Source organism: Rhodococcus sp. NyZ502 (genome assembly GCF_041464245.1).
Classification (GTDB): domain Bacteria; phylum Actinomycetota; class Actinomycetes; order Mycobacteriales; family Mycobacteriaceae; genus Rhodococcus_F; species Rhodococcus_F qingshengii.
The window spans coordinates 4022501-4048167 of the sequence record NZ_CP167155.1; the positions used below are offsets into that span (position 1 = coordinate 4022501).

Annotated in this window: 24 protein-coding genes; 1 reads left to right on the forward strand and 23 read right to left on the reverse strand. The window is 63.4% G+C overall.

Features of this window, described 5'->3' with window-relative positions; translation table 11 throughout:
- Positions 1 to 333 precede the first annotated feature (333 nt).
- Complete coding sequence (gene murA, locus ACBG85_RS18485) at positions 334 to 1593, reverse strand: UDP-N-acetylglucosamine 1-carboxyvinyltransferase (RefSeq protein WP_003941314.1); 1260 nt, start codon at positions 1591 to 1593, stop codon at positions 334 to 336.
- A 54-nt stretch (positions 1594 to 1647) separates the two neighbouring features.
- On the opposite strand from murA, the gene ACBG85_RS18490 reads away from it, so the two are divergent.
- The gene (locus tag ACBG85_RS18490) at positions 1648 to 2220 is read left to right on the forward strand and encodes a cob(I)yrinic acid a,c-diamide adenosyltransferase (protein WP_007726220.1); all 573 of its coding nucleotides are present in this window, start codon (positions 1648 to 1650) and stop codon (positions 2218 to 2220) included.
- Positions 2221 to 2230: 10 nt separating this feature from the next.
- Here ACBG85_RS18490 and ACBG85_RS18495 read toward each other — a convergent pair whose 3' ends face one another.
- The 22 genes from ACBG85_RS18495 to argS form a co-directional block, all read right to left on the reverse strand.
- Complete coding sequence (locus ACBG85_RS18495) at positions 2231 to 2653, reverse strand: DUF2550 domain-containing protein (RefSeq protein ID WP_029255703.1); 423 nt, start codon at positions 2651 to 2653, stop codon at positions 2231 to 2233.
- Positions 2654 to 2702: 49 nt separating this feature from the next.
- Positions 2703 to 3071: a F0F1 ATP synthase subunit epsilon gene (locus tag ACBG85_RS18500; protein ID WP_372024283.1), complete on the reverse strand. Its 369-nt coding sequence runs from the start codon at positions 3069 to 3071 to the stop codon at positions 2703 to 2705.
- Positions 3072 to 3077: 6 nt separating this feature from the next.
- Entirely contained in the window at positions 3078 to 4529 is a 1452-nt protein-coding gene (atpD, locus tag ACBG85_RS18505; RefSeq protein ID WP_003941349.1) for a F0F1 ATP synthase subunit beta, read from the reverse strand.
- A 3-nt stretch (positions 4530 to 4532) separates the two neighbouring features.
- The gene (locus tag ACBG85_RS18510) at positions 4533 to 5516 is read right to left on the reverse strand and encodes a F0F1 ATP synthase subunit gamma (RefSeq protein WP_003941320.1); all 984 of its coding nucleotides are present in this window, start codon (positions 5514 to 5516) and stop codon (positions 4533 to 4535) included.
- 48 nt (positions 5517 to 5564) lie between these two features.
- Positions 5565 to 7208 carry a F0F1 ATP synthase subunit alpha gene (gene atpA / locus ACBG85_RS18515; RefSeq protein WP_007726218.1) on the reverse strand — a complete coding sequence of 548 codons (1644 nt, stop codon included), beginning with the start codon at positions 7206 to 7208 and terminating at the stop codon, positions 5565 to 5567.
- A 62-nt stretch (positions 7209 to 7270) separates the two neighbouring features.
- The gene (locus tag ACBG85_RS18520; RefSeq protein ID WP_003941304.1) at positions 7271 to 8095 is read right to left on the reverse strand and encodes a F0F1 ATP synthase subunit delta; all 825 of its coding nucleotides are present in this window, start codon (positions 8093 to 8095) and stop codon (positions 7271 to 7273) included.
- Between the two features lie 5 nt (positions 8096 to 8100).
- A complete protein-coding gene (locus ACBG85_RS18525) occupies positions 8101 to 8661 on the reverse strand; it encodes a F0F1 ATP synthase subunit B (protein WP_003941337.1) in 561 nt (186 codons plus the stop codon).
- A gap of 7 nt (positions 8662 to 8668) precedes the next feature.
- A complete protein-coding gene (locus ACBG85_RS18530; RefSeq protein WP_003941327.1) occupies positions 8669 to 8911 on the reverse strand; it encodes an ATP synthase F0 subunit C in 243 nt (80 codons plus the stop codon).
- Between the two features lie 83 nt (positions 8912 to 8994).
- The gene (gene atpB, locus ACBG85_RS18535; protein ID WP_042445557.1) at positions 8995 to 9822 is read right to left on the reverse strand and encodes a F0F1 ATP synthase subunit A; all 828 of its coding nucleotides are present in this window, start codon (positions 9820 to 9822) and stop codon (positions 8995 to 8997) included.
- A 280-nt stretch (positions 9823 to 10102) separates the two neighbouring features.
- Positions 10103 to 10573, reverse strand: a complete 471-nt coding sequence (locus ACBG85_RS18540; RefSeq protein ID WP_019749175.1) for a glycine zipper family protein — start codon at positions 10571 to 10573, stop codon at positions 10103 to 10105.
- A 32-nt stretch (positions 10574 to 10605) separates the two neighbouring features.
- Positions 10606 to 11793: a glycosyltransferase family 4 protein gene (locus tag ACBG85_RS18545; protein ID WP_080726516.1), complete on the reverse strand. Its 1188-nt coding sequence runs from the start codon at positions 11791 to 11793 to the stop codon at positions 10606 to 10608.
- Positions 11790 to 13115: a serine hydroxymethyltransferase gene (gene glyA / locus ACBG85_RS18550; protein WP_372024290.1), complete on the reverse strand. Its 1326-nt coding sequence runs from the start codon at positions 13113 to 13115 to the stop codon at positions 11790 to 11792. Before glyA ends, ACBG85_RS18545 begins: the two co-directional genes overlap by 4 nt.
- 2 nt (positions 13116 to 13117) lie before the next feature.
- A complete protein-coding gene (locus ACBG85_RS18555; RefSeq protein ID WP_003941345.1) occupies positions 13118 to 13780 on the reverse strand; it encodes an L-threonylcarbamoyladenylate synthase in 663 nt (220 codons plus the stop codon).
- The gene (gene prmC, locus ACBG85_RS18560) at positions 13777 to 14709 is read right to left on the reverse strand and encodes a peptide chain release factor N(5)-glutamine methyltransferase (RefSeq protein ID WP_019749178.1); all 933 of its coding nucleotides are present in this window, start codon (positions 14707 to 14709) and stop codon (positions 13777 to 13779) included. Before prmC ends, ACBG85_RS18555 begins: the two co-directional genes overlap by 4 nt.
- A gap of 77 nt (positions 14710 to 14786) precedes the next feature.
- Positions 14787 to 15866 (reverse strand): peptide chain release factor 1, encoded by a 1080-nt coding sequence (gene prfA / locus ACBG85_RS18565; protein ID WP_003941341.1) that lies wholly within the window; start codon positions 15864 to 15866, stop codon positions 14787 to 14789.
- A 146-nt stretch (positions 15867 to 16012) separates the two neighbouring features.
- Complete coding sequence (gene rpmE, locus ACBG85_RS18570; protein ID WP_003941310.1) at positions 16013 to 16249, reverse strand: 50S ribosomal protein L31; 237 nt, start codon at positions 16247 to 16249, stop codon at positions 16013 to 16015.
- 225 nt (positions 16250 to 16474) lie between these two features.
- On the reverse strand, positions 16475 to 18613 hold the full coding sequence (rho, locus tag ACBG85_RS18575; protein ID WP_042923185.1) for a transcription termination factor Rho: 2139 nt from the start codon (positions 18611 to 18613) through the stop codon (positions 16475 to 16477).
- 503 nt (positions 18614 to 19116) lie between these two features.
- A complete protein-coding gene (gene thrB / locus ACBG85_RS18580; RefSeq protein WP_007726194.1) occupies positions 19117 to 20061 on the reverse strand; it encodes a homoserine kinase in 945 nt (314 codons plus the stop codon).
- A gap of 44 nt (positions 20062 to 20105) precedes the next feature.
- Positions 20106 to 21188 carry a threonine synthase gene (gene thrC, locus ACBG85_RS18585; protein WP_003941280.1) on the reverse strand — a complete coding sequence of 361 codons (1083 nt, stop codon included), beginning with the start codon at positions 21186 to 21188 and terminating at the stop codon, positions 20106 to 20108.
- Positions 21185 to 22498, reverse strand: coding sequence for a homoserine dehydrogenase (locus ACBG85_RS18590; protein ID WP_030537332.1), 1314 nt, complete (start codon positions 22496 to 22498; stop codon positions 21185 to 21187). Before ACBG85_RS18590 ends, thrC begins: the two co-directional genes overlap by 4 nt.
- Positions 22495 to 23916 (reverse strand): diaminopimelate decarboxylase, encoded by a 1422-nt coding sequence (gene lysA / locus ACBG85_RS18595; protein ID WP_003941384.1) that lies wholly within the window; start codon positions 23914 to 23916, stop codon positions 22495 to 22497. Before lysA ends, ACBG85_RS18590 begins: the two co-directional genes overlap by 4 nt.
- Positions 23913 to 25565 (reverse strand): arginine--tRNA ligase, encoded by a 1653-nt coding sequence (gene argS, locus ACBG85_RS18600; RefSeq protein ID WP_003941360.1) that lies wholly within the window; start codon positions 25563 to 25565, stop codon positions 23913 to 23915. Before argS ends, lysA begins: the two co-directional genes overlap by 4 nt.
- Positions 25566 to 25667 lie beyond the last annotated feature (102 nt).

A 25667-nucleotide genomic window follows, 5' to 3' on the forward strand; every position in this document is an offset into this window, starting at 1 on the left:
GCCGCCGCTCCGGGGCAACTTTTCCAGCCTATCCCAACCTGGCCACCGGCGCAAACCGCTGAACATTCGGGGAAGAACTGGAGGTGAAGCACAACCATACACGATGGAAACTACTTCGAAATTTGGTCAGGCACTTCGTACAACCTCGTGTCACTCGCCGTAAAGGCGGGAGTCGGTGTCCGTGTCGCTCTGACTTGGAATAAGTTACGCGAACCTTCAATCAATTCACAAATCGCCTGGTCACTACAGCGATTGGCCTGCTAAGGCCAGGTCAGACTGTTGCGCCTATCTGCCAATCGCGAATAGACCCGAGTGTGACGCCGAGCACCGAACCTATTCGGAGCCCACCCGCTCGATCACTCCCCCGAGTCCACGGAGATTCTCGACGAATCGCGGGTACCCACGGTCGATGTGGAAGATGTCGTGAACTTCGGTGGTTCCGTCCGCAACCAACCCCGCAAGCACGAGCCCGGCGCCGGCCCGAATGTCCGAAGACCACACCGGCGCACTCGACAGCACTGGAACTCCGCGGATCACCGCATGGTGACCGTCGGTACGAGCGTCGGCGCCGAGTCGGATCATTTCCTCGACAAATCGGAAACGCGATTCGAATACGTTCTCGGTGATCATCGACGTGCCCTCGGCAACCGCCGCCAAACCGATTGCCATCGGCTGCAGGTCGGTGGGGAATCCGGGGTAAGGCAAGGTTGCGAAATTGACCGCCTTAGGCCGTTCGCGCTGGATGACACGGAAGCCGTCGACCTCGGGAGTCACCTCCGCGCCGGCTGTCCGAAGCTTGTCGAGGACCAACCCGAGATGCTTGTGGTTCACCCCGCGAACTCGGACGTCACCCCTGGTCATGGATGCCGCGACACCCCACGTTGCAGCGACGATCCGATCGCCGATGACACGGTGCGTAGTCGGTTCCAACTTGCGGACGCCTTGAATGGTGAGCGTCGAACTTCCGCCGCCAGATACCTTGGCGCCCATCTCGTTGAGCATGTTGCACAGATCCACGATCTCGGGCTCACGTGCAGCGTTGTCGATCACTGTCTCACCACGGGCGAGGACCGCTGCCATCAAGATGTTCTCGGTTGCACCCACAGACGGGAAGACCAGGCGGATGTTCGCTCCATGCAGGTCGTCTGCCTCGGCAACTACACATCCGTGTTCGATCTCGCTGCGCGCACCCAACAGGCGGAGCCCGGATTGGTGCATGTCGAGGGGCCTCGAACCGATGGCGTCACCGCCAGGCAAGGCAACAACAGCGCGTCGACAACGCGCGACCAGCGGACCGAGAACACACACTGACGCTCGGAACTGTTTCACCGCATCGAAGTCAGCGTGATACTTCGGCTCGGCCGGCGTCGTGATCCGCACTTCGGAATCTTCGAGTTCGACTTCGCAGCCCAGACCTCGCAGAACGTCCGCCATCAGCGGTACGTCGAGAATGTCCGGGCAGTTGGTCACGACAGTGGTGCCTTCGGCCAACAGCGCCGCGGCCATCAGCTTCAGCACACTGTTCTTGGCCCCTCCCACCAGTACTTCACCTTCGAGGCGGTTACCCCCGGTCACAAGAAAGTGCTCACTCACGGTTCACAGCCTAGAGCCACAACCTCGTCGGCACCGCGCCGGTACCGTAGCCCTATGTCTGTTCACCTGACGAAGATCTACACCCGGACCGGCGACGACGGGACCACGGGCCTCAGCGATTTTTCCCGCGTGTCCAAGAACGATCCGCGTCTGATCGCCTACGCAGATTGCGACGAGACCAATGCAGCGATCGGTGTGGCCGTTGCCCTCGGCACTCCCCCGGAGAATCTCCTCGCAATGCTGCGCCAGATCCAGAACGACCTTTTCGACGCAGGTGCCGACTTGTCCACCCCCGTGGTCGAGAACCCGAAGTACCCGCCGCTACGAGTGACTCAGTCCTACATCGATCGACTCGAAGGATGGTGCGATGAACTCAATGAGCAACTGGCACCGTTGAATTCGTTCATTCTGCCGGGCGGTACCGCCTTGGGAGCCCTGCTTCACGTAGCAAGAACCGTCTCGCGGCGTGCGGAGCGTGCGGCTTGGTCCGCCATCGATACGAACCCGGAGGACACGAGCGTGCTCCCCGCGAAATACCTCAACAGATTGTCGGATCTGCTCTTCATCATGGGAAGAGTGGCAAATCCTGAAGGCGATGTGCTCTGGAAGCCCGGCGCCGGGGCTTGAGCGGGACCGGTCAGGCGGTGCGTCGCCTACGGGCGCGCCCGTCCGGCCGCGATTCCACCCAGGACAGGAACGCTGTCAATGCTCCACTGTCCAAAGCGATTTCGTAGGCCGACGAGCCGTCATTGACCTTGACCACGACGATGTCGTCGCTCATGATGTCGAATTCGGTACCCGAGGGAGAACGACGGCTCTCGACCTCGATACCTTGACGATCGATCCTGGAGTCCGGGCCCGGCCGCAGACTCGACAGTTTGAAAAAGACAAAGGTGCTTTCGCCGTAGCGAATGATTCCGTGACGCCACCCGCTGTCCCCCGGGGACGGCAGAACACGAAGCAGTGCAGCGGTACCGCCGCGACGCAGAACCAGCAGACGATACAGAAAAGCCGCGACGAGAACCGCGAGCAGCACAACCAGAATGATCAACACAGTCATTCCGAATGTCACTGTTCGTCGGCTCCCGTCGCGGCTTTACTCGAGTAACTTACGCGCGCTCGACGGCCCGGAGCTGACCCTTGGCGACCGCAATCGCTTCGAGGTCGCCCGAGTTCTCGGCCAAGACAGCCTTGGCTGCCTCGACGTCGATGTCCTGTGCCATGTCCGCGGACTCGGCAAGGATCGTCACCGTCGTCGCAGTGACGGAGAGAAATCCTCCGTGTACCGCAGCAACGATACGCTCGCCGGCGACCGAGGTGATCGACACGGTTCCGCCCTCGATCAGCTGGCCGAGGACCGGCTCATGCCCAGGCATGATTCCGATTTCACCCTCGGTGGTCTGAGCGCTGACCAGCGTCGCCGAACCAGACCACAAGCGCTGCTCGACGGCAACGAGTTCTACGGTCATCTCAGCCATCGTGGACTACTTCCCGGCCATCTTCTTGGCTGCAGCCTCGACGTCGTCGAGTCCACCGCAGCTGTTGAATGCCTGCTCGGGCAGGTGATCGAACTCGCCCTTGCAGACGCGGTCGAAGGCTTCGATCGTGTCGCGGAGCGGCACGACGGAGCCGGGCTCACCGGTGAACTTCTCGGCAACGATGAAGTTCTGGCCGAGGAACTTCTGGATACGACGGGCGCGGCCGACGAGGACCTTGTCCTCTTCCTGAAGCTCGTCCATACCGAGGATGGCGATGATGTCCTGCAGTTCCTTGTACTTCTGCAGAATGCGCTTGACCTCGTTGGCAACGCGGAAGTGCTCGGCACCGACGATGCCGGGCTCCAGGATGCGGGAGGTCGAGCTCAGCGGATCCACAGCGGGGTAGATACCCATCTGCGAAATCGGGCGCGAAAGCTCGGTGGTGGCATCGAGGTGCGCGAACGTCGTAGCCGGCGCGGGGTCGGTGTAGTCGTCGGCGGGCACGTAAATAGCCTGCAGCGAGGTGATCGAGCGACCACGGGTCGAGGTGATGCGCTCCTGGAGCTCACCCATCTCGTCCGCCAGCGTGGGCTGGTAGCCCACTGCCGAAGGCATACGGCCGAGGAGGGTGGAAACCTCGGAGCCTGCCTGCGTGAAGCGGAAGATGTTGTCGATGAACAGCAGAACGTCCTGGCCCTGAACGTCGCGGAAGTACTCCGCCATCGTCAGTGCGGACAGGGCGACGCGCATACGCGTTCCGGGCGGCTCGTCCATCTGGCCGAAGACAAGGGCGGTGTCCTGGAGGACGCCCATCTCTTCCATTTCCAGGTGGAGGTCGGTGCCCTCACGGGTACGCTCACCGACGCCTGCGAACACCGAGGTGCCCGAGAACTCGCGAGCGATACGCGTGATCATTTCCTGGATCAGAACGGTCTTGCCGACGCCGGCGCCACCGAACAGGCCGATCTTTCCACCCTTGACGTACGGGGTGAGGAGGTCGATGACCTTGATGCCGGTCTCGAGGATCTCGGTCTTACCTTCGAGCTGATCGAAGGCTGGTGGCTTGCGGTGGATTCCCCACTGCTCGCCGTCGCGGCCGAGGCCCGGGGTGTCGAGGCAATCGCCCAGTGCGTTGAACACGTGGCCCTTGACGACGTCACCGACGGGAACCGAGATCGGCTTGCCCGAGTCGGTCACTGCAGTGCCGCGGACGAGTCCGTCGGTGGGCTGCATGGAAACGGTGCGGACCAGGTTGTCACCGAGGTGTTGTGCAACCTCGAGCGTCAGCGTCTTGGCGACCGAGGGAAGCGTGATCTCGGCGTTCAGGGCGTTGAACAGTTCAGGAACAGCGCCACGCGGGAATTCAACGTCCACGACGGGACCGATGACCCGCACGACGCGGCCGGCTACGGCCGAAGCCGAACCTGCCCCGTTGTTTTCGGTTACTGCTGCGGTCATGTGCTAGTCACTTCCTGCGCTCGAGGCGAGCGCGTTGGCGCCGCCGACGATCTCGCTGATTTCCTGGGTGATCTGGGCCTGGCGAGCCTGGTTGGCCTGACGGCTCAACGTGTTCACCAGTTCGTTTGCGTTGTCCGTCGCGGCCTTCATGGCAGTACGACGGGCTGCCGACTCCGATGCCGCAGCATCGAGAAGCGACGAGAAGATACGAGTGCTGACGTACTTCGGGAGAAGAGCGCCGAGAAGCTTCTCGGGCTCGGGCTCGAAGCTGAAGTCCGCGACGGGGCCATTGTCATGGTCGTCGTCGTGGCCGTTGGTCAGCATGTCGTCACCGAGTTCGATGCGCTCTTCCGACACGAAGACCTCGAGAGGAGCCATACGGCGAACCTCGGGAGTCTGCGTCAGCATCGACACGAACCGGGTGTAGACGATATGGAGTTCGTCGACGCCCTCGATCGTGCCTTCACCGTTCGGAGCGGCAACCTGGTTACCCGAACCAGCCATGAACAGCTCCACCAGGTGGCGGCTGGCCTTCGCGGCATCCGAGTAACCCGGATCCTGCGAGAAGCCCGTCCACGCAGCACCGATGTCGCGGCCGCGGAACGTGTAGTAGCCGAGCCCCTTGGAACCGAGCACGTACACGACCGGCTCCTTGCCCTCGCTGCGGAGGAGAGCCATGAGCTCTTCTGCCTGCTTGAGGACGTTGGAGTTGTAGCCACCACACATGCCGCGGTCACTGGTGACAACGAGGACCGCTGCCCGCTTGGGCTCCGGACGCTCGTTGAGCAACGGGTGATCGAGCGAAGCAGACGCACTCGCCAATTCGGTGAGTACCTTCGTGATCTCCTCGGCATACGGCTTGGACGCGGCGACGCGAATCTGAGCCTTGGTGATACGCGAAGTCGCGATCAGTTCCTGTGCCTTGGTGATCTTCTTGGTCGAGTTGACCGACTTGATACGAGACCGCAATTCGAGAATGCTCGCCATCGATCAATCACTCTCCCTTCGGAATTCGCAGTGTCATGGGCGCGTACGTCACTTGCTGACGGTCTTGCGCTTGACGTTGATCTGCTCGTTCGCGACCTCGTCGGCGCCCAAAGCGTCAGCCTCGGCTTCGTTCACGACCCGGCTTCCGTCGGATGCGATGAAGCCTTCCTTGAACTTGTTCGTCGCGGCGATCAGCTCAGCAGCGTTGTCGGCATCGAGTGCCTTACCGCCGTTGATGCTGGAGTAGACGCCAGCAGCCGAGTGCTTGAGGTCTTCGAGCAGTTCCTTCTCGAAGCGACGGACGTCGCCGATCGGAACGCTGTCGAAGATGCCTTCGCCGGCCAGGTAGATCGAGACGATCTGGTCCTCGACGGGGATCGGGCTGTACTGATCCTGCTTGAGCAGCTCGACCAGACGGGCGCCGCGCTCGAGCTGAGCCTTGGAGGCAGCGTCGAGGTCGGAAGCGAAGGCGGAGAACGCTTCGAGCTCACGGAACTGAGCCAGTTCCAGACGCAGCGAACCGGAAACCTTCTTCATGCCCTTGGTCTGTGCAGCGCCACCGACGCGGGAGACCGAGATACCGACGTTGATCGCGGGGCGAACGCCCTTGTTGAACAGGTCGGACTCGAGGAACACCTGACCGTCGGTGATGGAGATGACGTTGGTCGGGATGTAAGCCGAGACGTCGTTCGCCTTGGTCTCGATGATCGGCAGAGCCGTCAGCGAGCCACCGCCGAGTGCGTCGGACAGCTTCGCCGAACGCTCCAGCAGACGGGAGTGCAAGTAGAAGACGTCACCGGGGTAAGCCTCGCGTCCCGGCGGGCGACGCAGCAGCAGCGAGATGGCGCGGTACGCCTCTGCCTGCTTGGTCAGGTCGTCGAACACGACCAGAACGTGCTTGCCCTGGTACATCCAGTGCTGGCCGATGGCCGAGCCGGTGTACGGTGCGAGCCACTTGAAGCCTGCGGAATCAGATGCCGGAGCAGCAACGATGGTGGTGTATTCCATCGCGCCCTTCTCCTCGAGGGCAGCCTTGACGCCCGCGATGGTGGAACCCTTCTGACCGATGGCAACGTAGATGCAGCGCACCTGCTTGTTGACATCGCCGGAATCCCAGTTGGCCTTCTGGTTCAGGATGGCGTCGATGCAGACCGCGGTCTTGCCGGTCTTGCGGTCGCCGATGATGAGCTGGCGCTGGCCGCGGCCGATCGGGGTCATGGCGTCGATAGCCTTGATACCGGTCTGGAGCGGCTCTTCGACCGGCTGGCGCTCGAGCACCGAAGCGGCCTGGAGCTCGAGTGCACGGTTCTCGGTGCTCTCGATCTCGCCGAGGCCGTCGATGGGCGCACCCAGCGGGTCGATGACGCGGCCGAGGAAAGCATCGCCGACGGGAACCGACAGAACGTCGCCCGTGCGCTTTACTTCCTGGCCTTCTTGAATGTTCTGGTAATCGCCAAGGATGACGGCACCGATTTCGGTGGCATCCAGGTTGAGCGCGACGCCGACGATTCCACCGGGGAACTCCAACAGCTCGTTGGACATAGCCGAAGGCAGGCCAGAGACGTGCGCAATGCCGTCACTGGTGTCGGTCACTGTGCCGACCTCCTCACGGGAGGCCTCCGGGGAGTAGCTCGCGGTGTAGTTGTCGATCGCGCTACGGATCTCGTCGGAGGAGATCGTCAGCTCCGCCATGTTTTTCCTGCTCTCGGTGTCTGGTCTTCGAAAAGATCTGGAGTATGTGTTCGGCTGAAGGACTACTTGAGGTTCTTCCGCAGTGCTGCGAGTCGACCCGCTGCGCTGCCGTCGATAACCTCGTCGCCCACCCGGACGACCAAGCCGCTGAGGAGTTCTGGATCGACCTCGACGTGCACTGCTACCGGCTTCCCGTAGGTGCGGGTAAGAGTGCTCGCCAAGCGATCCGACTGCTCCGAGCTCAACGCCGAGGCGCTGCGAACGTGAGCAACGGTGGTATCGCGCTGCGCTGCGGCAAGATTCGACAGCTGATCGAAAGTGTCTGCGGGTGCAGACTTCAACCGGCCGACAGCCTGTCCGGCGAGTGCCTCGGTGACCGCGGTGACCTTGCCGTAGAGCAAGCGGGAGAGGAACTCACGCTTGCGGGCTGCGGGAACCGACAGATCCGAGAGCGTCTGCTCCAGGCTGGGATCCCCTGCCACGATGCGACCGAGACGGAAGAGCTCGTCCTCAACGGTGTCCAACTGGCTCTGATCGGCTGCGGCGCGGAGCAGAGCTTCGCGTCCGAGCAGTTCGAGCGAGTTGACCAAGTCGCGGGCCGCAGACCAGTCCTGGCCTGCAGCTGCCTTCACGGTGGCGAGCGCCTCGGCGCCGACCTTTCCGGAGAACAACTGCTCTGCCAAAGCCTGGCGACCAGCGGCCGGTGCCGAAGCGTCAGCCAGCGCGCTGCGAAGAGCGCGCTGGCCGTCGAGTACCTCGACCACCGAGAAGAGCTCGGACCCAGCCTGAGCAGAAGCAGCAGTTGCGGCTCCTGCAGAGACGGCGCCCAGGGCACTGCTCAGCGCAGAACGAGTCTGCGCCAAGGCTTCACGGCTCGCTGCGTACATGTTGCTCACTTCCTGGCTGAATCAGCGCTGACGGTGTCGAGCTCGTTGAGGAAACGATCAACCGTTCCGGCGCGCTTCACGTCGTCGGCGAGGGACTCCCCGATGACCTTCTCGGCCAGGTCTACAGCGGTCTTGCCGAGATCCGAGCGGAGCTCAGCGACGATCTGCTGACGCTGGGCGACGAGCTGGCTGTGGCCTGCGGCCACGATGCGGTCGCTCTCGTCCTGCGCCTGAACCTTCATGTCAGCGATGATCTGCTGACCCTGGGTACGCGCTTCCTCACGGATCTGCGCTGCCTCGGTACGAGCTTCGGCGAGCTGCGCGCGGTACTGCTCGAGCGCTGCTGCTGCCTCCGCCTGTGCGTCTTCGGCTTTCTTGATGCCGCCCTCGATCTGCTCGGTGCGTTCGGCCAAGACCTTCTGGAACTTCGGAAGAACGAGCTTCCAGAAGACGAAACCAACTACTACGAGCGCGACCGCGGACCACACGATGTCGTATGTCTCGGGGATGAGGGGATTGTGTTCAGTCGTCCCCTCCGCCGCGAGAATTGCGATGGTGGCTGCCATGTCGGTCTTAGAAGATGAAGCCGGCGACGAGGCCGATCAGCGCGAGGGCCTCGGTGAATGCAATACCGAGGAACATGGTGGTACGAACCTGGCCGGCCATCTCGGGCTGGCGGACCATGCCTTCGATTGCCTTGCCCACAACGATGCCCACGCCGATGCCGGGGCCGATTGCTGCGAGGCCGTAGCCGATGGCTCCGTAGCCGCGCGACTTGGTCTCGACAACTTCCTGAGCGAGGTAAGCGATGCTCATGGTGTTCCATTCCCTTTCTGTTGACCTCCGCCGGATTCGGCAAGAGGCTCAGTTCTTGGTGTAGCTGGTGAGGAGGTAAAAGGTCAGTGCTCGTCGGCGTGGAGCGCCAGATCGATGTACACCGCGGTCAGCAGCGCGAACACGTAAGCCTGCAGGAAGATGACCAGCAGCTCGAAGAACGTGAATGCGATACCGGCAATGATCGACGGAACACCGAAGATCGCCTGGAATCCGCCGGACACGAAGAAGAAGTAGTTCGTCGCGCTGAAGAACAGCACCAGCAGGATGTGGCCGGCCAACATGTTGGCCATGAGACGAACCATCAGCGTGAACGGGCGCAGGATGAAGGTCGAGATGAACTCGATGGGCACCAACAGGAAGTGCAGGGGCAGCGGGACGCCGGGAACGACGATGCTGCTCTTGACGTACTTGAAGAAGCCGTACTTCTTGATTCCGACGTAGTTGAACACGATGTAGGCGAGCGCCGCGAGTACCAGGGGCATACCGATTCGTGCGTTCGGCGAGATGTTCAGGAAAGGAATGATGCTGGCCAGGTTGCTGGCGACCACGATGAAGAAGATCGTCGTGATGACCGGCAGGAAGCGCTTGCCCTGTTCCTTGCCCAGGATCTCCTCGGCGATGTTGATCCGAACGAAGTCGAGCGCAAGCTCAGCGGCGTTCTGAAGTCCGCGGGGAACCAATCGAGGGCTGCGCATCGCGATCACGAAGAAGGCTGCGACCAGCACCGACATCAGCAGACGAATCAGCATCAGACGGTCGAGCTCGAAGGGGCCCGCGTGGATCAACACGGAGGGCGGGAAAAAATCGTCTAGTGACGGCGCATGGAATTCATCCGCGGCCAGGGTGGTGACGCTCAGCGTTCTCTCCCGTAGTCGGTCCGCAGCCATCATTGACTGCGGTTCGATCGGACATTGACGATCTACAAGTCGACAAGTTCGACTCGCGCATTCGTCAGCAGCTGGAGAACCCTAGAGGGGCCTGGCGTCTGTCGGTGTCGGCGACTCTCGTCGACTCAGTGGTCAGAATTTCGACCACCTGCGAGCACATGGCATCATCGGCTGAGTGTTACTCGGCCCACCATTGCTCTCGCTTGAACCGAACCTTATCAAGTCATCTACGACATTGTGTAGATGGGGTACCTGGAAGTCCGATTAGTTACCTCTTGTAGTACTACTCGTCGTCGTCGACGTTGCTGCTGGGAGTGGGATCGACGTACGGAGTTTTGGTTCCCAGGACGCCGTAAGTCTCCGCACCGAGCACCACGACCAGCGACATGATGATGACCAGGACGAGGGCGGTCTTGTTGTAGAAATCCATGTCCGAGAGGACAAAGAGAACCACCATCGCGAGAATCATCTTCAGCAGCCAGGTACCGAGCAGAACGGCACCGGCCGTGAGCGCAGGCAGCTTCGCTGTGAGCAGCACGCCCAACGCCGTGAACAAGATGAACCCGCCGCCGACGGCTGCGCCGATCAGAGCGCCGTAGACGCCTTCCTTACCGGCGAAGAGCCCGCCCAGGAGCGCGCCGACCACGGCCAGCGCGATCAGCCCCATCACACCCCACTTCACGGCCGACTTCATGGCGGCGGTCGAATCAGGGATGGGTTGCGAGGCAGGTACAGGCTGCGGCGTGTTCGTCACGATGCCCAAGGGTAATGGATCGGAAAACTTGGCTAGCGACGCTGCTGCTTGCGATCGATCAGCGAAGGCACCGCAGTGAAGAACAACGCAAGAACCAAACCGGCCGCGACGAGTACAACAACCAGCTGACGATTGAGCAGCGAGGATCCGACGGCACCGAACGCCAGGACGCTGACCCACAGGTAGATGACCAGCACAACTCGTCGGTGCGTGTGTCCGATCTGCAAGAGGCGATGATGCAGGTGCATCTTGTCCGGACTGAACGGACTGACGCCCGCTTTCGTCCGGCGGATCACGGCCAGGAGCATGTCCAGCATCGGGATGAACATCACAGCCCCGACCAGCAACAACGGCGCGAGGAGGCCGACGAGGTCGCGGGTTCCGTAGGCAGTGAGCGGAATACGACCGGATGCACTGGTGGAGATCGCGGCCAGCATGAGACCAATCAACATCGACCCGGAATCGCCCATGAAAATGCGCGCTGGATTGAAGTTGTGTGGAAGAAAACCGAGACAAGCGCCTGCCAAAGCCGCCGCGATCATCGCCGGCGGGTAGACACTCGCGTCGCCGCCCTGATCGTGGAGAAGACCGATCGAGAAGATGAGGATGGCGAGCGCCGCGATCAGACCCAACCCGGCGGCCAATCCGTCGAGACCGTCGACAAAATTCATGGCGTTGATGGTCGCGACGGCAACAGCAACGGTGAACAGTCCGGATTGAATCTGATCGAGGATGATGGTGGACCCACCGTCACCGCCGAACGGGTTGTAGATGATGAACCAGCTGACGCCCATCACCACGAGAACGCCGGCAGCAGTCACCTGACCGACAAATTTGGTGAGGGCGTCGAGGCCCCACCTGTCGTCGATCACACCCACGAGGACGATGACGGCGCCAGCTACGAGCGCAGCGTGTACGTCAGGACTGCCGAAGCCGAAACCTCTTGTGAGCGCGGGTAATTGCTGCGCAAACAGCAGACCGACAGCCATGCCGATATACATTCCGACGCCACCGAGGCGCGGAATCGGCTCGACGTGAACGTCCCGATCACGAGGAATCGCGACAGCGCCGAACCGCAGCGCCAACAACCGGACTGCGCCAGTCGCCAGGTAGGTCACCACCGCCGCCGTACACAGCACGAGCAAAAGTTCACGGATGGGAACACCCGCTCCCCCGCCACCCTGTGCCAGATACGTGGTCGCCTCGTAGGAAGTGATCACTGCTCGAGATCACCCGTCTGGCGGGCATAGGCAGGCTTTGCCCGGATCAGTTCGCGAACGCCGTCGGCAACTGCTGCCAACTCGGCCTCTCCTGACGTGGTGGCGGGGTCCGCGACAACTGCGCGCGCGATCAACTCCCCCACCACGCTCATGTCGGAGCGGTTGAAACCCTGGGTCGTGACGGCCGCGGACCCGACGCGGATTCCGGACGTGACGGCGGGCGACTGCGGATCGAACGGAATCGCGTTCTTGTTGAGCGTGATCGAAGCCAGTCCGCACCTACGCTCGGCGTCGACGCCGGTGACACCGCTTGCGCGCAGGTCGAGAAGCGCCAGATGTGTGTCGGTTCCACCGGACACGGTGCGCAGACCGCGAGCTTCCAACGACAGCGCGAGCGCCGATGCGTTGGCAACCACTTCCTGTGCATACCAACGATATTCCGGCGTCGACGCCTCTTTGAACGCAACCGCTTTCCCGGCGATCGCATGCATCATCGGGCCGCCTTGAATGAAGGGGAACACCGCGCGATCTACAGCCGAGGCATGCTCGCTGCGGCACAGGATCATTCCGCCGCGCGGGCCTCTGAGGACTTTGTGCGTCGTCGCGGAGACGACGTCGGCGTACGGAACGCACGACGGTATCGCCCGGCCTGCCACGAGTCCGATGAAGTGGGCGGCGTCGACCCACAGGATCGCACCGACCTCGTCTGCGATCGAGCGGAAGGCTGCGAAGTCGATGGTGCGGGAGTACGCGGTCGCGCCGGCGACGATGATTTTCGGCTTGTGCGCCAGAGCCAGGGTGCGAACCTCGTCGTAGTCGATCAATTCGGTGGCCGAATCGACGTGGTAGGGAACGGTGGTGAACCACTGCCCAGAAAAGCTGACGCGAGACCCGTGAGTCAGATGCCCACCGTGCGGCAGACTCATCGCCAATACGGTGTCGCCGGGCTTGGCGAATGCGGCGTACACCGCGAGATTCGCAGTGGCCCCCGAATGCGGTTGGACGTTGACGTGCTCGGCGCCGAACAGCGCCTTTGCCCGATCGATCGCCAGATTCTCGGCTACGTCGACGTACTCGCACCCGCCGTAATAACGCCGACCCGGATAGCCCTCGGCGTACTTGTTGCTCAGAGTCGAACCCAAGGCAGCCAGTACGGCAGGGCTGGTGAAGTTCTCGCTCGCGATGAGTTGAAGTCCGTCGCGCTGACGCTCGAGTTCCGCCAGCGCAACAGCCGCGATCTCGGGGTCTGCCGTGGCAAGCTCACCGAAATCCGGTCCCCAATACGTGGATTCCCCCGCGCGCTCGCCGCCGGCGCCGACCATCGTTACGAAACTCCCTCTACGAGACTTTCCGGACTGGTGCCCAATACCTCGGCGATGGATTCTGCCGAGACGGCACCCACTCGCAAGATACGCGGTGAATTGCCGGTCAGGTCGACGATCGTGGAAGCAACGGCGTGTTCGGCCTTACCCCCGTCGAGATACACGCTGGCAGATCCGCCGAGCTGATCTCGGGCTTCCTCGACGGTAGTTGCCGGCGGACGCCCCGAAATGTTGGCGCTCGAGACGGCAAGCGGTCCGACATCGCGCAACAGTTCGAGGGCAACCGGATGCAAGGGCATGCGGAGCATGACGGTTCCGCGGGTATCACCGAGGTCCCAGGCAAGTGAAGGCGCCTGCTCGACGACCAAGCTCAGTCCGCCGGGCCAGAACGCGCGGATCAGATCCCGCGCCTGGGGGCGCACGCTGTAGACGAGCCCGTCGATGGTGTTCCACGATCCGACCAGTACCGGGACGGGCATGTCTCGCCCGCGTCCCTTGGCGCGCAACAGACTCGTGACAGCTTCGCTGTCGAACGCGTCGGCGGCGAGTCCGTAAAGGGTGTCGGTGGGGAGAACTACGAGGCGGCCGGCCTTGAGCGCGTTCTTCGCGGCGGCCAAGCCGGCGGTTCGGGAATCTGTCTGACTGCAGTCGTACACGGTGCTCACTCAGCCATCCTTTCACTCTGCACTTCGGGCGTTCGATTCCGCTGCGCTTCCACGTCGGTGGCGACACGTCTCGCGACGACGAAACGCGGACGACCGGCAAGATCGGGATGCTGTGCAACGTCGCCGAATACCCGGCGCGCCGAGAACAGCGCAGCGACGCCGTCGCCGTTGGTGTCGTCGTGCTCGATGCCTGCCGCGCCGCCGATTCGAAGCCACCTCGCGATGTTGCTGATCATGGGTTTGATGACGGACAGACCGTCGGCGCCACCGAACAACGCGGTGTGCGGGTCGTAATCCATGACCTCAGGCTGCAATTGCGCGCCTTCGGGGATGTACGGCGGATTGGACACGACCAGATCGACGCCGCCCTCGAGCCCTGGCAACAGGTTCCGATCGGTGACATCACCCTGATGCAGATGGATCGGTGTATCACCGGCCGCCTCGCGGTCGGCAGCGTTACGACGCGCCCATGCCAACGCGGCGGGCTCTTTCTCCACGGCGTGAACGACGGCGTCTGGACGGGCCTCGGCGATGGACAGCGCGAGTACACCCGATCCCGTGCACAGGTCCAGAACTACCGGCGGCTTGCTTCCGCAACCTTCGAGGAACGAGAGCGCCCAACCCATGAGCAATTCGGTTTCGGGCCGCGGAATGAAGACACCCGGACCGACAGCGACGTCGATGTTGCCCATCGATGCGACTCCGATGATGTGCTGCAACGGAATCCGCTTCACGCGTTGCGCAACCAACTCGTCGAACGCCGCGATGACCTCAGGATCGACCAACGGAATCAGCCCGAGACGCGTGCGTTCGACGCCGAGCAGGTGGGATGCCAACAACTCGGCGTCGGTGCGTGGGCTGGGCACACCGGCGGCGTCGAGCTGTTTTGCAGCTTCGATCAGCGCCAAACGAAGTGGAAGTCGACTCACGGGTACAGCCTGCCACGCTCGACCGACACGCGGTTCACCGAGTTCCCGGCGGGACGGAGGTCAGTCATGGTCTGCATCTACTCGGCCGCGAGACGCGCCTCTCGGTCCGCCTTGCCCAATGCGTCGAGAAGTGCGTCGAGCTCACCGTCGAGCACCGCGTCGAGGTTGTGCGACTTGAATCCGATGCGATGATCGGTGATGCGGTTCTCAGGGAAGTTGTAGGTGCGGATGCGCTCCGAGCGGTCCACCGTCCGAACCTGACTCTGGCGACCTGCCGACGCTTCTGCGTCCGCGGCTTCCTCGGCGACTACCTGCAAACGGGCTGCAAGCACCTGCATGGCGCGCGCCTTGTTCTGGAGCTGCGAACGCTCGTTCTGGCAGGTGACGACGATGCCGGTCGGAAGGTGCGTGATTCGGACAGCAGAGTCGGTCGTGTTGACGCCCTGACCGCCCTTGCCGGACGAACGGTAGACGTCGATACGCAGGTCACTCTCGTCGATCTGGACCTGCTCGACCTCTTCGGGCTCCGGGTAGACCAGAACGCCGGCGGCCGAAGTGTGAACGCGTCCCTGGGATTCGGTGACGGGCACTCGCTGGACGCGGTGAACCCCGCCCTCGAACTTGAGCCTCGCCCACACTCCGTCCGGGGTGTCTGACTTGCTCTTGATCGACAGCGTGGCTTCCTTGTATCCGCCGAGATCGGAGACTGTCGCGTCGAGGATCTCGACGCGCCAGCCGTGCCGTTCCGCGTAGCGGACGTACATGCGGGCCAGGTCCGAGGCGAAGAGCGCGGATTCTTCGCCGCCCTCACCGGACTTCACTTCGAGAACGATGTCGTCACCGTCATGCGGATCACGCGGCGCCAACTGATCGGTAAGCGTCTGCTCGAGCTGCGCGACCTCGGCTTCGAGATCGGGGATCTCGGCGGCGAAGCTGGAATCGTCGGCGGCTAGTTCGCGCGCGGCTTCCAGATCGTCCTGCGCAGCGGTGAGCTTGTTGTACGTCGACATGATCGGCGAGAGCTCGGAGAACCGTTTACCGACGCGCCTGGCAGCGGCAGGGTCGTTGTGCAGCGCCGGATCGGACATCTGTGCTTCGAGACCGGCGTGCTCCGCCAAGATGTCGTCGATGGCCGAGGGCTGGGTTGCGCCTGCCATGGTTCGCTCCGCTCTGAGTTTCGATTCCTACGGTGCGCGCTTGAAGGTATTTCGACGCCGGGACCCGGGAAACGCGCAAACCGAGTGCAGGCACAAAAAAGCCGACGCCCGATCTGCGCATGGCAGATCGGGCGTCGGCGGAACAGCTAGGACTCGGTGGCCGGGACCTTGCTGTCTGCGCGCTTGCCGTAGCGAGCCTCGAAGCGAGCGACGCGTCCACCGGTGTCGAGAATCTTCTGCTTGCCCGTGTAGAACGGGTGGCACTGCGAGCAAACCTCGACGTTGATGCGTCCGGACTCCTTGGTGCTGTGGGTCTCGAACGTGTTACCGCAACCGCAGACGACGGTGGTCGCTACGTAGGTTGGGTGGATTCCTGCCTTCATGGTGTCCCTTTCAATGGTCGCCGGGTCGACGTCGCCAATCGACATCGTGAACCGGAACCGGACTCGGCCGTTCAGTATGCCAGATGCGGTACCTCACCGGATAATCCGCGTCTCGCACGCCTCGGGGTGGCTGTACGAAGTTGTCAACGCACTGCCCCTCGGTTTTGTTCCGCCCACGCAAAAGGCCCACAACCAGCTGGTTATGGGCCTTTGACGTCGAGTCGATCAGTCGTCGATCGCACCCGGTGCGGTCTTGGAGACCTGCATCAGGAACTCGAGGTTGTTCTTGCTCTTCTTCAGTCGATCGATCAGCAGATCGATGGCCTGATGCGAGTCCAGACCGGACAGGACGCGGCGGAGCTTGTGCAGCACCGCAGCTTCGTCCGGGCTCAGGAGCAACTCGTCCTTACGCGTGCTGGACGGGTTGACGTCCACGGCCGGGAACACGCGGCGTTCGGCGATCTTGCGATCGAGCTTGAGCTCGGCGTTGCCGGTGCCCTTGAACTCTTCGAAGATCACGGTGTCGCCGGTGGATCCGGTCTCGACCATTGCGGTAGCGATGATGGTGAGCGATCCACCGTTCTCGATGTTGCGGGCAGCACCGAGGAAACGCTTCGGCGGGTAGAGCGCCGTCGAGTCGACACCACCGGAGAGGATGCGTCCCGACGCCGGCGAGGAGTTGTTGTACGCACGACCCAGACGCGTGATGGAGTCGAGCAGTACGACGACGTCCTTACCCATCTCGACCAGGCGCTTCGCACGCTCGATTGCCAGCTCGGCAACTGCGGTGTGATCTCCCGGCGGGCGGTCGAAGGTGGAGGAAATGACCTCACCCTTCACGCTGCGCTGCATGTCGGTCACTTCCTCGGGACGCTCGTCCACGAGGATGACCATCAGGTAGCACTCAGGATTGTTGGTGGCGACGGCATTCGCGATCGCCTGCAACACGCTGGTCTTACCTGCCTTGGGCGGGCTCACGATGAGGGCGCGCTGGCCCTTACCGATGGGCATCACCAGGTCGATGACACGCGTGGTGAGAATGTGCTGCTCGGTCTCGAGGCGCAGACGCTGGTTCGGGTACAGCGGCGTGAGCTTGTTGAACTCGGGGCGCTTCTTCGCGGCCTCGACGTCGCCGCCGTTGACCGTGTCGATGCGAACCAGCGGGTTGAACTTCTGGCGCTGGCTGCCCTGCTCACCGTCACGCGAGACGCGGACGGCACCGGTGATGGCGTCGCCACGGCGAAGGCCGTTCTTGCGGATCAGGTTCATGGAGACGTAGACGTCGTTGGGACCGGCGAGGTACCCGGACGTACGCACGAAGGCGTAATTGTCGAGGACGTCGAGGATGCCGGCGACCGGCTGAAGGACGTCGTCCTCACGAATCTCGGTCTCGCGTGAATCGTTGGGTGCGCCACCCTCACCGCGGTCACGACCACGGCCACGGCGCTCGCGGAAACGGCGTCCGCGGCGTCCGCGTCCACCCTCTTCGTCGTCGTCCGGCCCGTTGTTGCGGTTGTCTGTGCGAGGACCGGCGTTGTTCTGGCCGGCGTTGTTCTGATTGCCGCGGTCCTGGCGGTCCTGGCGATCCTGGCGATCCTGGTTGCCCCGGTTGCCCTGGTTCTCGCGCTGGCCCTGGTTGTCGCGCTGGCCCTGGTTGTCGCGGTTGCGCTCGCGGCGGGGACGCTCGTTGCCCTGCTCGGCGGGAGCCTGATCAGCGTCGGACTTGCCCTCGGTGCGCGCAGGACGCTCGGCCGGAGCCTCGGCCTTGGCGGTCTCGGCGACCTTCGAAGAATCGGCGGCCTTCGCGGTGTCCGCGTCGGACTTCGCCGAAGGCGCTTCCTGCTCGATGCTCAGTTCGCCCTGGTCGGGTGAACCTGCACGACGAGCGGCGCCACGACGCTGACGTCCGCGACGGGGTGCGCTCTGATCGGAATCCTCGGCGGATTCGGTACGCGCAGGCGCGGCCTCGGCAGGAGCCGACTCGGCTGCCGGAGCTGTTTCGGCTGCGGGGGTTTCGGTGCGTGCGGCGCGAGTGCTCTTGGCACGAGTGCGCGCAACGGGTGCGTCGTCGAGAGTGAGTTCACTCTGTGCGGGTGCAGCCTTCGCGCTGCCGCCCTGGCGCTCCTTGATGGCTGCGATCAGGTCACCCTTGCGCATGCCGGAAGTGCCTTTGATGCCCAGTTCACCCGCAAGAGTGCGGAGTTCGGTGAGCACCATGCCGGAGAGTCCGGCACCACGGCGCGTTTCGGCACGCTTCGTGGAGGTCGCCACCGCACCGTTCGATGCTGAAGATGACGCCTGAGAATTGTCGCCTGATTCCGACCCGGCGGGTGCAGAAGTGGCGATGAGGTCCGTATCGGTCACGGAGGTCCTTTCCTTCCCTCACTCGCACTGCGCAAAGTCGAGGGTTCGTCCCGCAGTTCGATTGAATAACGAACTCGGTGGTGCCGTACGTGGTTGCTGTCCAGAACTGCCGGCTTGTCCGCCGTCACATGATTGTCGGAAACTCTCGCCTCAAACTTTTCATGCGCTCGCAAACCTGCCCAACGCGCCTTCGTCGACGATTCACTCCCCCGTGTGTTGAACCCCAGAGTGATGGAACCTCTGAGTGTTCGATCCGCGGAGGATTCAAACCTTCGGAGAAGGTACAAGCGTGAGGATCATGCCTGCGAGAATCATGCCAAGGACTGTGGACCCCGATTGGGAAGGAGTTTTGCCCCCTGGTGATGCACCGGCGACTGACGCGCACGATGTACGGACATAGCCCAGGATAGCGCCCAAACCTGAGTCCGGCAAGAATTTGGACGACTGGGTGTGTCAGTTCACTACCGATCGGTAGTGGGCGATCACCTGGACCAAGGCAGGGATCAGACCGTCGTCGTGGATACTTCGACGCCGTCGGCGATGTCCAATTCGAGCACACGTAGTCCGTCTGCCCGCGCCGCTTCCGCGAGTTCGACGGGGAAAGGTTCTGTGCTGAGCGCCAACACGGTGGGGCCGGCTCCCGAAACGGTCGCAGCGATACCCGCCTCGCGCAGGATCCCGATCCATCGCGTCGTGAGCGGAAGCGCGGGCGCGCGCTGCGCCTGATGCAGGCGATCCTCGGTGGCCGCCATCAACAGATCGGGCCGAGCAGTGAGCGCAACGACGGCGAGCGCGCTGCGGCTCGCGTTGAACGAGGCATCCTGGTGCGGAACCAATTCGGGCAGGAGCCCGCGAGTGTGTGCGGTGGACGACCGCTCCTCGGGAACCAGTGCCACAGCACGGATGTCGGGATGGACGTCGAGTTTGGCCGCGGAGTAGATCGGCTCGTCGCCTTCGACTGCCGGTGGGCAACTCCACGAGACGACTGCGCCACCGAGAACACTGGCAGACGCGTTGTCCGGGTGACCTTCGAACTCGGACGAGAGTTGAACCAACTGCTCTTCCGTCAAGCCGATCTCGGCATCGAGAGCGCGCGCCAGACCGTTGGCTGCTGCCAATCCACCGACAGCCGCGGAAGCCGAGGATCCCAACCCGCGCGAATGTGGAATCGCGTTGCGGCACAACACGTCCAGGCCACTGGCCCACACTCCGGCCGCCTCGAGACCACGCTCGATGGCGCGGACCACGAGATGCGAAGGACCCCAGGGCACGTCGGCAGCGCCTTCACCTTCGACGCGAATCTGAAGGCCTGAATCCGTTGTGGTGACCACGATTTCGTCGTACAACCCCAACGCCAGACCGAGGGTGTCGAACCCCGGCCCCAAGTTTGCACTCGAGGCCGGGACGCGAGCAGTCACCGAAAGGCCGATAGGCAGGGTTATAGTCATGTCAGACACCGGATTCCGCGGAGTGGTCGATGAATCCACGGACACTATGCAAGCTCGAGGGCAGCCGCGACGGCAACGGGATCGACACCGATCGGCTCGACGTTCGGCATACCCTTCAAAGCCGTGTCAGGATCCTTGAGACCGTTACCGGTCACCGTGCACACGACGGTCAGGCCCGGCTCGAGCCAGCCCTCTGCACGTGCGGCGAGCAGGCCGGCGACGCTGGCTGCCGACGCCGGTTCGACGAAGACGCCCTCGGTGGCGGCGATCAGACGGTAAGCCTCGAGGATCTTCTCGTCGGTGGCGGCACGGAATGCACCGTTCGACTCTTCCTTCGCGGCGACAGCGCCGTTCCAGGACGCGGGAGAACCGATTCGGATTGCGGTGGCGATGGTTTCGGGATCCTTGACGGGTGCACCGTTGACCAGCGGAGCCGCTCCGGCTGCCTGGACGCCGAGCATGCGGGGCTTGACCGTGGTCAGACCGTCCGCGTAGTACTCGGAGTATCCGCGCCAGTACGCGGTGATGTTACCGGCGTTTCCGACCGGGAGTGCGTGCACGTCGGGAGCCTTGCCGAGGACGTCCATGATCTCGAATGCCGCGGTCTTCTGGCCTTCGATGCGCACCGGGTTGACCGAGTTGACGAGGCCGATGGTGGGGAACTCGGCCGTGGTCTTGCGTGCCAGCTCGAGGCAGTCGTCGAAGTTGCCCTGGACCTGAATGATCTTGGCACCGTGCATGACTGCCTGCGCAAGCTTGCCCATGGCGATCTTGCCCTGCGGGATGAGCACGGCGCAGGTCATGCCTGCCTTGGCTGCATACGCAGCGGCCGAGGCGGAGGTGTTGCCGGTGGACGCGCACAGAACTGCACGCTGGCCACGGGCCAAGGCGTCGGTGACGGCCATCGTCATGCCGCGGTCCTTGAAGGAACCGGTGGGGTTGAGACCCTCGACCTTGAGGTAGACGTCGCAGCCGGTGATCTCGGAGAGGTGGCCGGCCGGCAGGAGCGGGGTGCCGCCTTCGCGCAGGGTGACGGTCTTCCAGTTGTCACCGATCGCGAGACGGTCCCGGTATGCCTCGATGAGACCCGGCCATGCCTTGTGGACGGGGTTGACGATGCCGGTCATTGTTCAGTGCCTTCCAGTCGCAGCACGCTGGTCACAGCGGTGACGAATTCGAGTTCGTTGAGAGCCGCCACGGTCTCGGAGAGAGCCGCGTCGGTTGCTACATGAGTGACGACCACCAGACGCGCGCCGGCGCCGGCGCCCTCCTGGCGGACGACGGAGATGCTCACGCCGTGCTTGGCGAACTCGGCGGCGACTGCGGACAGCACACCTTCCTTGTCCGCGACCTCCATGTTCACGTAGTAGCGCGTGAGGATGTCGCCCATCGGGGCGACCTTCAGCTTGGCGTACTTGGACTCGCGGGGGCCGCGGCCGCCGTGAACCTTGTTGCGCGCAGCCATCACCAGGTCACCCATCACCGCGGAAGCGGTGGGGGCGCCGCCTGCGCCCTGGCCGTAGAACATGAGCCGGCCGGCGTTCTCTGCTTCCACGACAACGGCGTTGAACGCGCCGTTGACCGAGGCCAGCGGATGGCTGAGCGGAACCAGCGCCGGGTACACGCGAGCGGAAATCCGCTCCTTGCCCTTGGGCGTGACGATGCGCTCGCAGATCGAGAGCAACTTGATCGTGCACTCGAGTGCCTTCGCCGACGCCAGGTCGGCGGAGGTGATCGTGGAGATTCCTTCGCGGTACACGTCCGCGGCAGTGACGCGGGTGTGGAACGCGATCGACGCGAGGATCGCTGCCTTCGCCGCGGCGTCGTAGCCTTCGACGTCCGCGGTCGGGTCGGCCTCCGCGTATCCGAGGCGTCCGGCTTCGGCGAGGGTCTCCTCGTAGTCGGCGCCGGTCTCGTCCATCGCGGAGAGGATGAAGTTGGTGGTGCCGTTCACGATTCCGGCGACCTTGTTGACACGGTCTCCGGCCAACGACTGTGTGAGCGGGCGGATCACGGGGATCGCACCGGCAACAGCGGCCTCGAAGTACAGGTCGACAGAGTTGGCCTCTGCAGCCTCCGCCAATTCACCGGTGTGGTCCGCGAGCAGCGCCTTGTTGGCGGTCACGACCGACTTACCGGAGTTGAGGGAAGAGAGAATCAGCTTGCGAGGGAGCTCGATTCCGCCGATCACCTCGACCACGATGTCGACGTCGTCACGACCGACCAGGGACTCGGCGTCCGTCGTCTGCAGTTCCTCGGGAATTCCGCGGTCCGAGCCGATACGGCGGACGGCAACCCCCCGCAGTTCCAACGGGGCGCCGACGCGAGCTTCGAGTTCCTCGGCCTGCTCACGAATGATCCGGACGACCTCGCTCCCGACGTTGCCGAGGCCGAGAACGGCCACACCGATAGCGCGATGCGCCGATTCGCTCGTCACTGCGATACCTCCAAGCTGAGCAGATCTTCCACTGTTTCCCTCCGCAGAATCACGCGTGAGACTCCGTCACGCACCGCCACCACGGCTGGGCGGGTGAGCAGGTTGTACCTGCTCGACATCGAATAGCAGTATGCACCGGTCGCTGCTACCGCTAGTAAATCACCGGGCCCGACGTCCTCGGGCATCCAGGTGTCCCGAATGACCACGTCACCGGACTCGCAGTGCTTACCGACGATACGTGCAACGACGGGATCAGCCTCGGAAGTTCGCGAAACCAACTTGGCTTCGTACTCCGCACCGTAGAGGGACGTGCGGATGTTGTCGCTCATCCCGCCGTCGACGCTGATGTAGCGGCGTGTCAGCGAGCTACCCACCGTGACGTCCTTGATGGTGCCGACCTCGTAGAGCGTCACCGTGCCAGGTCCGGCGATGGCGCGGCCGGGTTCGACGGCAAGCGTCGGCTCCGGCAATCCGGCCAGTGCGGACTCGTTGCGCACGATGTGGCCGAGCTTTGCTGCCAGTTCGTCGACGGGCGGCGGGTCGTCGGAGGGGATGTACGAGATCCCCATGCCGCCGCCGAGGTCGATGATCGAAATCTGCTTGGTCTTCTCGACTCCGAACTCGGTGACGACGTCGCGGAGCAAACCGATCACGCGGTGCGCTGCCACCTCGAAACCGTCGACGTCGAAGATCTGCGAACCGATGTGGCTGTGCAGGCCGACCAGGCGCAAGTTGTCGGCAGCGAAGACGCGACGGACCGCGTCGATCGCCGCTCCCCCGGCCAGCGAGAAACCGAACTTCTGGTCCTCGTGTGCGGTGGAGATGAATTCGTGAGTATGCGCTTCGACGCCGACGGTCAGTCGGATCAACACGTCCTGAACGACACCGGCCTCACCGGCGACACGATCGAGTCGGTCGATCTCGATCGACGAGTCGAGCACGACGTGTCCGACGCCCGCGGCGACACCAGCGGCCAGTTCGGCGACTGACTTGTTGTTGCCGTGCATGGCAATTCGCTCGGCCGGGAAGTCCGCGTGCAACGCGATCGCCAGTTCGCCGCCGGAGCAGACGTCGAGCGAGAGGCCTTCGTCGGCGACCCAGCGTGCGATCTCGCCACAGAGGAATGCCTTGGATGCGTAGTGCACCTTGGCATCCGGGCCGAAGGCGCGGGCCATGTCACGGCAGCGTGAACGGAAGTCGTCCTCGTCGATGACGAACAACGGAGTGCCGTACTTCTCGGCAAGTTCACCGACCTTGACACCCGCGAGGGTCACTTCACCGTCGTCGCCGCGAGAAGCGTTGCGCGGCCACACCTGCGGTGAGAGTTCGCCGAAGGCTTCGGGGCTGGTCGGACGGTCGGGCAAGCCGGGGGCCTGCAACTGCTCGGCATGCTTGGGGCCGGCGGGGTGCGCGTTCACATTTGCTCCGGTGCGGTGACGCCGAGCAGTTCGAGACCGTTGGCCAGGACCTGTCGGGTGGCGGCGCAGAGAGCCAGACGCGCGCGGTGCACGTCGGTGGCGTCTTCGTCGCCTTGCGGAAGGATGCGGCACGCGCCGTAGAAGCGGTGGTACGCACCCGCGAGTTCTTCGAGGTAGCGGGCAATACGGTGCGGCTCACGCAGATTCGCAGCGCTCGACACGACGCGTGGGTACTCGCCGATCGTGCGGATGAGGTCACCCTCCTGCTCGACGGTGAGCAGGGCGAGGTTGCTCGCGTCGGCGGACAGACCGAGGTCTGCGGCGTTGCGAGCGATCGCCGAGAGGCGTGCGTGCGCGTACTGCACGTAGTAGACGGGGTTCTCGCTGCTGGTCTTGGTCCACAGGTCGAGGTCGATGTCGATGCTCGAGTCGACCGACGAGCGGATCATGACGTAACGCGAGGCGTCGACGCCGATTGCCTCGACCAGGTCGTCGAGGGTGATGACGGTGCCTGCACGCTTGCTCATCTTGACGGCAGTGCCGTCCTTGACGAGGTTGACCATCTGGCCGATCAGCACCTCGACGGTGTCCGGATCGTCGCCGAATGCGGCAGCGGCAGCCTTGAGACGGCCGATATAACCGTGATGGTCGGCGCCGAGCATGTAGATACAGAGGTCGAACCCACGTGCGCGCTTGTTCTGGAAGTAGGCGATGTCACCGGCGATGTAGGCGGCGTTGCCATCGCTCTTGATGACGACGCGGTCCTTGTCGTCGCCGTAGTCGGTGCTCTTGAGCCACCACGCACCGTCTTCGTGGAAGAGGTTGCCCGAACCCTTGAGGGATTCGACGGCCTTCTCGACCGCACCGGATTCGAAGAGCGAGTTCTCGTGGAAGTAGACGTCGAAGTCGACGCCGAAGTCGTGCAGGGTCTGCTTGATGTGCGTGAACATCAATTCGACGCCGATGGCGCGGAAGGTTTCCTGCTGCTCGTCGGCAGGCAGATCCATGACGTCGGGACGCTGCTTCAGAACCGAGGCGGCGATGTCGGCGATGTATGCACCGGCGTAACCGTCTTCGGGAGCTGGTTCACCCTTCGCTGCAGCGATCAGCGAACGCGAGAAGCGGTCGATCTGGGCACCGTGATCGTTGAAGTAGTACTCACGTGTTACCAGACCACCCTGCGCGGACAGAATGCGTCCGAGCGCGTCTCCGACTGCGGCCCAACGGGTTCCACCGAGGTGAATCGGTCCGGTGGGGTTGGCGGAGACGAATTCGAGGTTGATCTTCTTGCCGGCGAGGGAGTCACCCGAGCCGTACGACGCACCGGCTTCGAGAACCGACACGACGATCGCGCCCTGGGCGTCCTTGTCCAACCGAATGTTGAGGAAGCCGGGCCCGGCGATCTCGGCGGATTCGATTCCGTCGGCAGCGGTGAGGGCTTCGGCGATCCAGCCCGCCAGCTCGCGGGGATTCGTGCCGACCTTCTTGGCTACCTGCATGGCAATGTTGGTGGCGTAATCGCCATGCTCGGGGTTGCGTGGTCGCTCGACGGTGAGGGTTTCGGGTAGCACGGATACGTCGAGGCCACGATCGGCAAGGACGCTCGCTGCGGTTCCGCGGAGCAGTTCGGCAAGGTCAGCTGGAGTCACAGGTATTCATCCTATTGCCTGCACACCGGAAGTGGAGACTCGCCTCACGCCTCGCTCTCCGTGAACGTGCGCGGGGCCGCTGTGGCGTGTCGCACGCCACTC